This window comes from Tenacibaculum halocynthiae (assembly GCF_964512825.1).
Lineage (GTDB): Bacteria > Bacteroidota > Bacteroidia > Flavobacteriales > Flavobacteriaceae > Polaribacter > Polaribacter halocynthiae.
Genome location: NZ_CAZELG010000016.1, coordinates 1 through 12,663, shown reverse-complemented (window position 1 = coordinate 12,663; position 12,663 = coordinate 1). Strand labels below are relative to the sequence as shown.

The 12,663-nt window shown below is 29.4% G+C and carries 12 protein-coding genes; 3 read left to right on the top strand and 9 right to left on the bottom strand.

Annotated features, from left to right (window positions below; all coding sequences use genetic code 11):
• Nucleotides 1–2 precede the first annotated feature (2 nt).
• Nucleotides 3–1,880, bottom strand: a complete 1,878-nt coding sequence (locus ACKTTQ_RS05325; protein WP_408048602.1) for a hypothetical protein — start codon at nt 1,878–1,880, stop codon at nt 3–5.
• Nucleotides 1,881–2,366: 486 nt separating this feature from the next.
• On the opposite strand from ACKTTQ_RS05325, the gene ACKTTQ_RS05320 reads away from it, so the two are divergent.
• The gene (locus ACKTTQ_RS05320) at nt 2,367–2,792 is read left to right on the top strand and encodes a hypothetical protein (RefSeq protein ID WP_408048601.1); all 426 of its coding nucleotides are present in this window, start codon (nt 2,367–2,369) and stop codon (nt 2,790–2,792) included.
• Nucleotides 2,793–2,799: 7 nt separating this feature from the next.
• On the opposite strand, the gene ACKTTQ_RS05315 is transcribed toward ACKTTQ_RS05320, so the two are convergent.
• The 8 genes from ACKTTQ_RS05315 to ACKTTQ_RS05280 all read right to left on the bottom strand — a co-directional run bounded on the left by ACKTTQ_RS05315 (nt 2,800) and on the right by ACKTTQ_RS05280 (nt 7,976).
• Nucleotides 2,800–3,012, bottom strand: a complete 213-nt coding sequence (locus tag ACKTTQ_RS05315; RefSeq protein WP_408048600.1) for a hypothetical protein — start codon at nt 3,010–3,012, stop codon at nt 2,800–2,802.
• A gap of 1 nt (nt 3,013) precedes the next feature.
• Nucleotides 3,014–3,781, bottom strand: coding sequence for a hypothetical protein (locus ACKTTQ_RS05310; RefSeq protein WP_408048599.1), 768 nt, complete (start codon nt 3,779–3,781; stop codon nt 3,014–3,016).
• On the bottom strand, nt 3,768–3,947 hold the full coding sequence (locus tag ACKTTQ_RS05305) for a hypothetical protein (RefSeq protein WP_408048598.1): 180 nt from the start codon (nt 3,945–3,947) through the stop codon (nt 3,768–3,770). The genes ACKTTQ_RS05310 and ACKTTQ_RS05305 overlap by 14 nt, the downstream gene beginning before the upstream one ends.
• A gap of 427 nt (nt 3,948–4,374) precedes the next feature.
• Complete coding sequence (locus tag ACKTTQ_RS05300; protein WP_113785876.1) at nt 4,375–5,937, bottom strand: S41 family peptidase; 1,563 nt, start codon at nt 5,935–5,937, stop codon at nt 4,375–4,377.
• A complete protein-coding gene (locus tag ACKTTQ_RS05295; RefSeq protein WP_093870038.1) occupies nt 5,930–6,355 on the bottom strand; it encodes a deoxycytidylate deaminase in 426 nt (141 codons plus the stop codon). The genes ACKTTQ_RS05300 and ACKTTQ_RS05295 overlap by 8 nt, the downstream gene beginning before the upstream one ends.
• Nucleotides 6,356–6,413: 58 nt before the next feature.
• Nucleotides 6,414–6,995: a HupE/UreJ family protein gene (locus tag ACKTTQ_RS05290; protein ID WP_093870039.1), complete on the bottom strand. Its 582-nt coding sequence runs from the start codon at nt 6,993–6,995 to the stop codon at nt 6,414–6,416.
• Nucleotides 6,996–7,005: 10 nt separating this feature from the next.
• Entirely contained in the window at nt 7,006–7,467 is a 462-nt protein-coding gene (locus ACKTTQ_RS05285) for an Lrp/AsnC ligand binding domain-containing protein (protein WP_113785877.1), read from the bottom strand.
• A gap of 98 nt (nt 7,468–7,565) precedes the next feature.
• A complete protein-coding gene (locus tag ACKTTQ_RS05280) occupies nt 7,566–7,976 on the bottom strand; it encodes a BrxA/BrxB family bacilliredoxin (protein WP_093870041.1) in 411 nt (136 codons plus the stop codon).
• A 160-nt stretch (nt 7,977–8,136) separates the two neighbouring features.
• On the opposite strand from ACKTTQ_RS05280, the gene ACKTTQ_RS05275 reads away from it, so the two are divergent.
• Both ACKTTQ_RS05275 and ACKTTQ_RS05270 read left to right on the top strand, forming a co-directional pair.
• The gene (locus ACKTTQ_RS05275) at nt 8,137–8,889 is read left to right on the top strand and encodes a TerB family tellurite resistance protein (RefSeq protein WP_113785878.1); all 753 of its coding nucleotides are present in this window, start codon (nt 8,137–8,139) and stop codon (nt 8,887–8,889) included.
• A gap of 564 nt (nt 8,890–9,453) precedes the next feature.
• The coding region (locus ACKTTQ_RS05270) for a beta strand repeat-containing protein (RefSeq protein WP_408048597.1) at nt 9,454–12,663 on the top strand (3,210 nt) is incomplete at its 3' end.

The window sequence follows — 12,663 nt, the reverse complement described above, 5'->3', positions numbered from 1 at the left end:
AGTTATTTAGTTGTATTACAGCTTTCACAGTATGCTTTGCGTAAGTATTTGTCTTCAAGCAACTGAAAGGTAACACCATCTTCTAGTGAAGGATTAAAAAGTTTACAAAAACGATCTTTATTCATGTTAATGGCGTTTAGCATGATAGTTCTGTATTCAGTCGTTTCAGTATATGCTGTATTTATGATCGTTAAATTTAAATAATAAAATAGTAAATCTTCATCTATGGTAATACTTCTAGCTTTTTTATCTAATAGTTCAATAGCACTATCTATATTGGCATAATGAGTTAAAAATTGAGCTAAACTTAAGTAGTCATAGTTTGAAAAAGGAAATTTTTTATAGTTGTTTAAAATATACTTTACAGAAACATCTTTTTTAGCATTGTCTCTTTTCCTCATTTCTTTTTCTGCTTTTACTATATGAAAGTTTACAAGCATTCGGTCTATTAATTTTTGATTAATACCATATTTTTTTAAGTTGAAAATTTCCTTTTTAAAATTATTTTCATTGAATGACTTTCCATTGTTTCTCCAAATAACAAACTTTAAAACAGCTAAATTGTATTTTATTCTTTTGTTTTTCGGGGCTATTTTTTCTAATTGTTCTAATTCATGTGTTACAATTAATGTTTGACTAATATTGTTTAAATACTTAACCATACTATTTTTGGTAAGTAGGGTGATGTATTTTTTTTGCCTAGGAATTTCCATTTTAGTTAAAACTTCTGGAGAATATCTTTCAGCTAACTTTCCTATAATAGTATTTTGAATGTTTATTGCTTGTTGTATATCGTTATTAACAATGTTTTCATTAAAAAGGGTTACCAATTTAGTGATTGGCATGTCTTTATATTTATCAATTTTATCGAGTTCTAAAGTAAGTACCGCTTTTCGATGATTTTTTAAATAAGGCTCTAAATCGGTAGCTACTTTACCTACTAATTTCTTTTTTATTTCTTTTTTTGATAGATCTGTAAAATCAGTATAAGCAGTTTCTTCAATGTCATTTAAAAACTCTACCCAATTTTCTGAGGTTTTAACTTCTGTTTGGATATGAGGTTTTTGAAATGATTGTAGTGCTTTTGCAATACTACTAGCACGTTGATTTTGTAGTTCAGTATTTCTTTTTAAACTTCCTTCAACTGATGCATAAGCTCTAATATTAATTTTTTTAATGTTAAAATCAGTTAGTTGTAAAGAGTCATAGAGAGGTTTAATATCTTCAGGTAAATAAGTGGCTTTATTTTTTTTGAAAGGGATAGTGAATTTTAGCGTTTTATATTTTTTTACAAATTTATCTTTTTGAGTAGTTATGCTTTTTGTTTTGTACACTAATGAGTCTAAATATACTCCCATATCTAGTAAATCCCATGGGTATGATTGTAAGTTGTATATGTAATAATATTCGCATAATGTTCTATTTGCTAAAAACAAAATATTAAATTCTAATTCATCTTTTGCAAGCGGTTTGGGTATTTGTCCTACATATACTCTATACCTTTTTTGATAGGGCTTTAAACTTCTTCGTAACTGTTTTGCATATACAGGTTTTAATAAAAGACCTCTTACTTGTTGTGGCTTTACATCTTCATTACATTCATATCTTGTTTTTGGTACAATATCTACAGCTATACCATCCCCCGTTTGTTTAAAAAGCTGAGTAAACCACTTTTTGTTATTTATTTCAAAATATAGTTTCGTGCCTTCTCTTTTAATACCAAACTTTATTTCTTTAGGTTTTTGCCTAAACATTTTTGAAAAGTATTGGCACTGCTGATTTCTTTCACTTTGAGTAGTTTGTATTTTTATACCATGTTGGTTTTGGCCAAAACATAGGCTGTTTAAAAATAGTGCAATTAGTAGTAGGTAGTTTTTCATAGTTTATTTTAGTAAGAACAGCCTGTTTTTAAACAAGCTGTTCTTACTTTTTATTTTAAATGTTAGTTAGTAGAAGTTATTCTTTTTTTTATACTTTCTAATAGTTTTTTATCTTGCTTTTTTTAATCATTTTGTTTAAAATTAAAAGAAATATAATGCTATGTAAAAAAATAAAAGTAAAGGTACTTGAAAATATATATTTGAAGGTAAGTCAACGACTTACTTTTTGTAAGCCATTGACTTACTTATTAAAAACTGTTTTTAAATGGAAGTTAAATGAAGGAGTACTATTAGTTTAAAGAATAAAGGATATGAATTGTTATCAATTTTTAATAAAAAGAGTGTTTAAATTTTAAAGGGGAAAATACCTTTTTTTAAGATTATAACAGTACGCTGTTGCTATAGCTAGCCTTAATTTTCTTATATTTGTTACTGTGCAATCCGCTATATTGCATATTCCCAATTTAAAACCTTTCATATTTTATCATGATAATAAACAGAGTTAAAGAATTTATTGAATTTAAAGGTATTACTATTAGTGATTTTGAAAATACTATTAACATTGGTAATGGTGTTTTGAATGAAGCTATTAATAGTAGAACAGAAATAAATTCTAAATGGCTTGTTGTTATCTCTGCAAATTATCCTGAATTAAATTTTAATTGGTTGATTACAGGAAATGATTCGATGTTAAATTTAGAGAATGATTATGTGGTTGATTTGAAAGGGGTGAAGAATGAAAATATTTTAGATTATATTTTAATCAATTCTGATAGTTTTAGAGAGGAAACTAAAATTGATGCCGTAGTTACAATATTATCTAACTTTCAACAACAAAGAGAGTTGAAAAAAATGTATGCTAAAATAGAAAGTTATGAAAAATTATTAGAACAAAAACTTAAAAACGAGTAATAGATTTTTATAAAAAGTGAGATTTATTTTTGTTTAAAAACGTGCTCATTTTTTTATCTAACTTATCGTTTATTTTTGCTGTTTTGTTTTCTTCTTCTATAACTTTTTTAGCTATTTCAATAATAGTTTTCTTTTTAATATTTCTACGTTGTTCTTTTGTAGTGTAAGTCCTCTTTTTTAAGATTCTACGTATTATATTTCTCAGCTGCTTCATACTCATACTAAACTCCTTTTAGTGTTGTTACTATATCATCATCAAATGCATTGGCGTTTTCTTTAACACTGTCAGCAGAAAGCATAGCCTTATCGTTCCTTTCAGAGTAAAGTGCTTTCAAAGCTACTCGAGGATAATGAACAGTTTTTATTCTATCAATTAATGAAAGTTGCTTTAAAATTAAGTCATCTTTATAGGTGTAGTTTTTCACTAAAAAGTAGGTGAAACAACTTGAAAGTGCACCTGCAACTAATAAGATTGCTATATAACTGTTTGTATTAAAATCTTGTTGAGTTAGAAATAGTAGGTGTGTTAACCAAAAAAAAGAAACAATTATACCAGTAAGTGAAATAAATTGAAATTTAAAAGTACTACCGTTTACAATATCGTGATACAAGGATTTGCAACTAAAAAATAATAAGGCTATGACCAATCCGAATGCAAAAAGCCAAAACCGAAAACTACTTCTTCCTCTGAAAGAATGTTCTGTTATTAATTCTTTTTTCTTTTTAGTGTATGCCTTAAGTTTATTTTGAGATAGTTTCCAGTATTCTTTTTTAGCTTTTTTATATTGGGTTATTGAAAGAGTAGCTCCTAGTTCATTTAATAAAGAATCTTGCAGGTAACTTCTTTCTTTTATAATTTTAGTATAATTCTTTTTATGTTCTAAGAAACTTTTAGAGTATCTCTTAAAAGGAGCATGAAATAAAGACATAGCAACCATACAAAATGCTACTATGCCTAATATGATACTTTTTATATTATCCTTCTTCACCAGTTTCTTCTTCTTCTGGGTCCGATTCTCCATCATCTCCTGGTTCAATGAGTTGGATGTTATTTTGTCTTTCATTTTGCTCAATTTCCTCTAAAGAATTATCCGTACAACTAGTTAATACTACCATACAAAATACTACTGCTAAAATTGTTCTTAAGTTTTTCATTTTACACTATTTTAAAGTTAATACTAGTGTAAATATAGTAGTAATTGATTGTTTAAAAGAAGTGTTTTGTATTGATTATTAGTCTGTTATAGCAAATAATGCTTTTTCAAACTTACAGCGTTTTTTTATGAAAAACAATACCCAATACCCCTAGTGTAAATCTACGGGGTTTCCCGTAGTTTGCTGTTTTTTTAACATTTTATAAAAGTGAGAATTTAAGCGTAAATATCCTATAAAAACTTGTTAATTAAAGGAGTGTGTAATATAGTTAGAAAATGCATTCAAAAATTTTCGATAATATAAAATAAAAGGAAGAGTGAAATTTAAAAACTAAAAATTCTAGTTTTAGTCTTTTAACTAAAAAAACTAACAATAATCCAGCTATTGTTAGTTTTTTTAAAGAGTGTTTTTATGTGGTTTTTAATGACTATTTTTTAGCTTCAATTTCTAAAACTTTTTGAATCATTTTATCATTTTGCTGATTTAGTTTATATAAACCTTCATCATTATATAAGTCTCTTGCAATTAATATTTTTAGATTTTTTTCTAATTGTTTCTTTGTTCTTTCTGAAACTGTATAATCTTTAAGCTTAGCTAAAAAAGTATTAGATATTTTTTTATCCTTATTAAAGTTTTTGATAAAATCGCCTATTGATAATTTTGATAATTTTTTACGATTTCCATCAACATATTCAAATGCAAAATTATTTAAAGGTCTAAAAAAGATTGTTGGTAAATAAGCTGTAGTATCAACAGCTACAAACATATCAGGAATAATACCACCTCCACCATAAACAATTTTACCTTTTGGGGTTTTAAATTGTAAGCTATCAACTGTTTTTATACTATCCTTGTCAAATAATTCTCCATTGGTATATCTGTTTTGGATATCACTTCTGTAATCAGTCGATTTTTTATCCTTCTTATAAGGTTTCTGTATTGAACGTCCTGTAGGAGTGTAATAACGGGCTGTTGTTAATCTAACTGCTGAACCGTCTCCTAAATCCATTTCTTGTTGTACCAACCCTTTACCAAATGATCTGCGACCAATAATGATACCTTTATCATTGTCTTGTAAAGCTCCTGCAACAATTTCAGAAGCCGAGGCTGAATTTTCATCTATTAATACATATAAGTTTCCATTTTCAAAATCACCTTTTTCAGTAGCAAAAGATTTATTAATATCTCCTTTATTATTTTTAGTGTAAACTATGAGTTTGTCATCTTCTAAAAATTCATCTACAATCTTATTAGCTATGTCAATAAATCCACCACCATTACCACGTAAATCTAAAACTAAACTAGTCATCCCTTCTTTTAATAATTTTTCTAAAGAAGTTTTAAACTCTTTATAGGTATTACGAGCAAAACGATCTAATTTAATGTAACCAATGGTTTCATTTACCATGTAAGCTACATCAACACTCTTAATATTTACTTTACCGCGTGTAATGATAGTATTAAAAGTACTGTCATTTGTTTTTCTGTAAATTTGTAAATCAACATTGGTATTTGGTTTTCCTTTTAGTTTTTTTAGTATTTGAGCAGATTTCAAATTTTTACCATATAAAGTATCGTTATCTGCTAATAAAATTCTATCACCAGCTTTAATGCCTTTTTTTATACTAGGACCACCTTTTATAGGTTCAATTACAGTAATAGTGTCTTCATCCATTCTAAATTGAACACCAATACCTACAAAGTTACCTTGCATATTTTCGGTTACTAATTGGAGGTTTTCTTTAGGAATATACACTGAGTGCGGATCTAATTTCCCAAGCATTTCAGCAATGGCACCATCTAATAGTTTGTCAGTGTTTACATTATCAACATAATCACTTTGAATGTAATCAATAAGTCTTTTGATTTTACGCTCATTAGATGAGTTTTTTCCAATGATGTTTGAGTTTCCTTTACTAAAAAATGTTCCGATAAGAATACCGAAAACAACAGCTATTGAAAAATATATAGGTAAATTGTTTTTATTCATTTGGTAAATGTGTCAGTTCTACTCCTGCTTTTTCTAAAAAATCCAATCCTGAACGATCTTTGTAAGCATCGGTATAAACAACACGTTTAATACCAGCTTGGTGTATAAGTTTACTACACTGTTGGCAAGGAGATAATGTTATATATAAAGTAGCATTAGTACATGATTGGGTTGAAGCTGCAACTTTTAAAATTGCATTGGCTTCAGCATGTAAAACATACCATTTAGTATATCCTTCATCATCTTCACAATAATTTTCAAAACCAGAAGGAGTACCATTATAACCGTCAGAAATAATCATTCGGTCTTTAACAATAAGAGCACCTACTTTTTTTCTTTTACAATGAGATAACTGTCCCCATTCATGCGCCATCTTTAAGTAAGCAATATCGTATTTACGTTGTTTTTTATTCAAGATCTAAAAATTTAGATAAAAAGCTAATTTAGTTAGAATTATAATTTAGTATTGTTAATTTTTACCAAAAAACACGATTAATCATCATTTGAAAAGCAAAACCAATAACTATAGAAGAAACAACAAGTATCCAATCACGGCGATTTACACCTAGTACACTTTGTGATAAAGAACCTATTAATAGTATTGCTAAAACTATTATTACTTGGGCAACTTCAACTCCTAGAGCAAATTCTAATAAAGGAACCAGTTTGTCACTAGACTTTCCAATCATGATTTTAAAATAATTTGAAAAACCAAGACCATGAATTAATCCAAAAAATAATGCGAAAAATAAATTTTGATTCTCCTTCCCAATTGAAGCTTTTTTTGCAGTTAAAACATTCATTAACCCTGTAATGAATATTGTTAAAGGGATTAAAAATTCAACCAAATCAGCTCGTACATTTATAATACCATATGCAGAAAGAGCTAAAGTAATTGAGTGTCCAACAGTAAATAAAGTAATTAACCATAATACTTTTTTCCATTGCTTAAATTGATATACAACAGCTAAAACAATTAAAAAAAGAATGTGGTCATAGGCTTTTATGTCTAAAACATGGAATAAGCCCATTTCAAAATATAAAACAAAATCGTTCATTTTTTAAATATTAAATTTTAATTTGTCGGTTAATTTGTTGGTCTAATGATATAAAAGTTTCTGTTCTAGAAACTCCTTTTATTGTTTGAATATCTTTATTTAATAAATGCATTAAATCTTCATTGTTTTTACACATTATTTTTATAAAAACAGCATAGTTTCCAGTAGTATAATGACTTTCAACAATTTCAGGTATTTCTTTTAATCTTTTAATAGCAGAAGAATATAAACTAGATGCATCTAAAAAGACACCAACAAAAGCTGTAGTAGTGTAGCCTAGTGTTTTCGGGTTTAAAACCATTTTATAACCCTCGATCAAATCTGAATCTTCTAATTTTCTTAATCTTTGATGAATAGCTGCGCCAGAAATTCCAACCTCACGAGCAATACTTAAAACTGGAGTTCTAGCATCTTGAACAAGTCTTTTTATAATTATTTTATCTATACCATCAATTTTAAATTTCTTTGTCATGATTTGTAGTGTGTAAGAGGTAAAATTATAAAAAAAACCACTCATTTGAGTGGTTTTTGTTTTTTATTGTTTTGTTAAAATAATTTTTCAATTAAAATTTAACAAAATTCATCATAAGCTGCAGCTAAATTTTGAGCTATAGCTTGTGCTGATCTACCTTCAATGTGATGGCGTTCTAATATATGAACTAATTGACCATCTTTAAATAAAGCAATAGCTGGAGATGAAGGAGGAAAAGGAATCATATGTTCTCTTGCTTTAGCTGTAGATTCTTTTTCAACACCTGCAAAAACAGTGGTCAAATGATTTGGGCTTTTATCTGCTCCTAAAGAAGCAATAGCACCAGGTCTTGCAGTACCAGCTGCACAACCACAAACTGAATTTACCATTACTAAAGTTGTTCCTTCTTTTGCTAAAGCATTATCAACATCTTCAGCAGTATATAAAGCGTCAAAACCAGCGTTGATTAATTCATCACGCATAGGTTTTACTAATTCTTCTGGGTACATAAATAAAATTTTATACAAAGATACCTCTTTTATACAATTGAAGCAAAATTTTAAAAAAAGGAGTGTAGTTTTTAAAAAGTTACTAAAGTTATAATTCTAAAGAATAAAAAAGGTTTCAAGTTTAACCAAAGAGTGTTTATATTTGATTAAAAATATTTACATGGGGAAATTTGCCAAATGGTTAGGTGCGGGAGCTGGATTTACGTTAGGAGGTCCAATAGGAGCAATAATAGGTTTTGTAGTTGGTAGTTTTATTGATGGAGTTTCTGTTGATGATTTAAAGGAAGAAGAACAAGAGTACAAAGGGCATCAAAATGAAGAAAGTCAATATGTTCAATCTGGAGATTTTGAAATTAGTTTATTAATATTAGCGTCAATAGTAATTAAATCTGATGGGAAAATAGACCAGAGAGAACTAGATTATGTTAGGCAATACTTTGTTAATTTGTATGGAAAAACAAGGGCTAATCATGCATTTAAATTATTTAATGGAATTGTAAAAAGAGAAATTTCTACTAGACAGGTTTGTTTACAAATCAGACAATATATGTCGCATTCATCTCGCTTACAATTACTACATTTCTTATTCGGAATAGCAAATGCTGATGGTAGTATTGATGTTTCTGAAGAAGAAGCTGTAAAAAAAATAGCGTATTACTTATATATTAATGAACGTGATTATAGTTCTATTAAAGCGATGTTTATTTCGGAATCTGAAAGTTCATATAAAATTCTAGAAATACCTAAAACAGCCTCAGAACCTGAAATTAAAAAGGCTTATAGAAAAATGGTGAAAAAATACCATCCAGATAAATTAATAGGTTTAGGGGAAGAACATATTAAAATAGGAAAGCAAAAATTTCAGAAAGTTCAAAAAGCTTATGATGAAATAAAAAAGCAAAGAGGGTTTTAGTGAAAATTATTTTTTTTCAATAAAATTATGTTAATAAATGTTAAAATCATTATATTAGCAGAGATAATATTAAAGTGATAAGAGATTTTTGATGGAACTAAAAGTTTGTTTTATATATAAAATCTTATCAATGCACGGGGAAAGTCAATTTTTTTATAATTAGTTTAAAGCATTTATTTTAAACTAAAAAATAGCTACGTTATAAAAACACCCAATTTGATTTTTTTGTGTAAAAAAAACTATAAAGATTCACTACTATGTCTATAGTTTTTAAAAGAAGAGGTATTCTAAAATTGTTAATTTTTGTAAAACAATTATAGAAATGAGATAGTATATTTTTAATGTGTAAAAAGTACTACTACTACTACTACTATTTTGACTTTTATTTTTTCTTAACTAGAAAAAATAAAAATATAGTTTTTCTACTACGCAACATAAAGCGTTTTGTAGCACTAGTTACAATATGCAATCTAACTATTAATAAACTTTTTAGTCCCCCAGATTATGAAGAGAAGTTACTACTATGGCAGTACAAAAGCCACATGTTTAAATATACTATTTAGCATGCTTATTACCTTTCAATGTGTTTTTTCACAAGAAGGAAAAATATTAAATTTAAAGCCAGCTAAAAATTCTGAAGATAATACCTCTTTTTTAGTTCTTAGAGATGCTGAATTTGATGTGTTAAAGAATAGAATTAGTACTAGTAAAATGGCTCCATCTTTTATGTTCTCTATGATGGCTTCACCTACGTTAGACTTAAATGGAATAACTTCAGGAAATAATTATGAATTTCAAGTTCAACCCACAACTTCAAATATATATCCAGTATCGGTTAGTCCACAAGTAACATCAGATGCAGGAATTGCAAGTGCAATAATTAGTTTTACAGGCATAGTTGATACTCCTAATGGAGAACTACTAGCAATTAATAGACCTGGGTTTGATTTATTATGGTTTCAAACACCAGTTTCTGGTCCGTTTGATTATCCAATAGGAGGTTCAACAATTCGAGTAACTCAAACAACAAGCACAACTTTTAGTATAACAGAAACTTCAGGAAATCCGATATCAAATGCTGATTTTCAAACATTTTTGGCAACATTATATTACGGTGATTTAAAAAGCCCTTATACAGATGGTATCCGTACAATGAATGTAGTTATCACAGATACTAATGGAGCTACAGCAAATGCAACTACAACAATAAGAGTTTTTACAACTGCACCTGTAGCTGTTGATGATGTTAATTCTGTTGCTGCTAATTCAACTACAACTATAACAGGAAACGTGTTAACAGATGGAACCAATGATTCTGGGGCTACAGCTATCTCTGTTTCGGAGGTTGATGTGTATCCTGCTAAAGTTGGTAATGCATATACCACATTATACGGTACTATAACTATACAGTCAAATGGTAGTTACGTATATGATGTAGATGAAACGAGTGCATCTGTAACTGGATTAAGAAATGGTGAAACATTACATGATATTATATCATATACCATTGAAGATACAATAGGTATTAAAGATTATGGTTATTTAACAGTTACAATTAATGGGGTAGATGAAGCTCCAAGTGCTTTTGATAATACAAATTCATTAACGGCATTTGTAGATGCTAGTGCTACAGGGAATGTAATTACAGATGTAGGAACAGGAGGAGCCGATGCTGTTGACAGAGGATTGACAACTTTAGTATGGGAAAGTAACTTTACTAGTGGGGAAACCGTTCATGGAAAATCTAAAACTGTAGGAGGAGTAGGAGTTTCATTTATAACTTCAGATCCAGGTGGTTTTGGAACATCGTTTAATCAAACTGTAGATTATACAACAAATGGTGGGCATACAGGATATCTGTTATATAATATTGATGGAACTACTAACCCTACAGATGATACTGTTTTGACTATTAATTTTGACCAACCAGTTTATAACCTTGGTTTTTTATTAGCAGATATTGATTTCTCACAAGGAAGTTTATGGCAAGATCAAATGAAAATTGAAGGGAACCTAAATGGTTTAAATTCTACATATAAATATGTAACTACAGGGGGTGTTGTTGATGCAGGAAATAATACGTTTTATGGTATAGGAAGTGCTGTTCCTGGTGATGCAACTGGTAATGTAAATGTGTTTTTTGAAGAACCAATTAACCAGCTTAAGTTAAGTTATAATTATGGCCCCAATGCTACCGATGCAGATCAAGGTAGCCAGATAGCAGGAGTTTCTGATATTTATTGGCAAGGAGCTAGTTCAGTGTTGGTTTTAAAAATAGGTACAACATTAGGGAATGTAAGTGCTGCAAATTTAGGAACTTCTTATGCTGGTACATATGGAACAATTATTGTCAATGCAGATGGTAGTTATGAGTATATTGTTGATACAACAAATCCAGCTGTGGCTGCTTTACTTGTTGGTCAAACTCTAACAGATACTTTTGTTTATGAAATTTCTGATGGAGTTTCTACAGATACAGCTAACTTAATAATTACAATTAATGGTTCAGGTAATGATGCTGATAGTGATGGGGAAGCGGATAGAGTAGATTTAGATGATGACAATGATGGTATTTTAGATACTGATGAATCATTAGGATGTGCAGGCTCACCTATGAATTTAACAGGTATTGGTTCTACATTAACTACTGGAAGTTATTATGATGAAGAAACTCAAAAAATAATAAATGTAACAATTGCTACAACTGGTACGGTGGATGAAGGAAATGCTAATGGGGATATTTTAATGACGCAAGGAGGAACTGCTACTTTTACTTTTTCTTCTCCTGTAACTGTTTCTATAAAGCATGAAACAGGTATTACAGGGAATTTTGATGCTGGAGATACATGGGAATTGACATCTACAGGTACTTATACTGTGTCTGATCCTAATAATGATTTAACAGTAAATTCTAATTCAGGAGGGGTCTTGAATTTCGATGCTTTAGGTGTAGCTGTTGCTTCTGAAGTATGGGAAATAAAGACAACTACAACTTCTTTGAAGTTTGACTTGAAATCTGGAAATACTAAATCTCCTATTAACTTAGGTTTAATTTGTGGAGGCTTTTTAGATACTGATAATGACGGTATACCGAATCATTTAGATTTAGATAGTGATAATGATAATTGTTATGATGCTATTGAGGCAAATGAGAATGTTTTAGCAAGCCAATTAGATGGTAATGGAAGAATAAATATAGCAAGCCAAGGAGGTATAGATGGGAATGGTGTTCCAAATTTAGTCAATTCAGGAGGTACAGCTGATATAGGAGGAGATCAGGGGCAAGGTACAACTGGAAATGAAGTAATAGCAACAAAAATACAAATTGATACTGAGCCCACAAGTAGTACTATATGTTTAGGGAGTAATGTTACGTTTACAGCCGTAGTTTCTTCATTGAATACAACTACATTTACAGGAACTGCGCCAGGGACTAATCCAGATTACAGTGGTAGTACCGGAACAACTACTGGGTTAATATATAAATGGGAAGAGCAAGTAGGAGGAATTGGAGCTTGGAATACAGTTAGTAATGGAGGTATATATAGTAATGCAACGACAGCAGCATTAACATTAACGAATCCACTTATAAGTGCTTCTACAAATAAATATAGATTAATAGCAACAAGTACAACAAATGTTTGCCAAAGTGTTACTTCTAGTGAAGTTACTTTAACAGTAACTCCAACGGTGACGATCGCAGCTTTTAGTCCAGGGACTAGCACACGCTGTCAAGGAGCAGGAAGTGTAACGACCACTACCACAGGAACGAAT

Coding starts and splice junctions, on each gene's coding strand:
- ACKTTQ_RS05280 (WP_093870041.1), bottom strand. CDS start 7,976: ATGTACCCAGAAGAATTAGTAAAACCTATGCGTGATGAATTAATCAAC.
- ACKTTQ_RS05315 (WP_408048600.1), bottom strand. CDS start 3,012: ATGAGTATGAAGCAGCTGAGAAATATAATACGTAGAATCTTAAAAAAG.
- ACKTTQ_RS05305 (WP_408048598.1), bottom strand. CDS start 3,947: ATGAAAAACTTAAGAACAATTTTAGCAGTAGTATTTTGTATGGTAGTA.
- ACKTTQ_RS05325 (WP_408048602.1), bottom strand. CDS start 1,880: ATGAAAAACTACCTACTACTAATTGCACTATTTTTAAACAGCCTATGT.
- ACKTTQ_RS05320 (WP_408048601.1), top strand. CDS start 2,367: ATGATAATAAACAGAGTTAAAGAATTTATTGAATTTAAAGGTATTACT.
- ACKTTQ_RS05275 (WP_113785878.1), top strand. CDS start 8,137: ATGGGGAAATTTGCCAAATGGTTAGGTGCGGGAGCTGGATTTACGTTA.
- ACKTTQ_RS05285 (WP_113785877.1), bottom strand. CDS start 7,467: ATGACAAAGAAATTTAAAATTGATGGTATAGATAAAATAATTATAAAA.
- ACKTTQ_RS05300 (WP_113785876.1), bottom strand. CDS start 5,937: ATGAATAAAAACAATTTACCTATATATTTTTCAATAGCTGTTGTTTTC.
- ACKTTQ_RS05290 (WP_093870039.1), bottom strand. CDS start 6,995: ATGAACGATTTTGTTTTATATTTTGAAATGGGCTTATTCCATGTTTTA.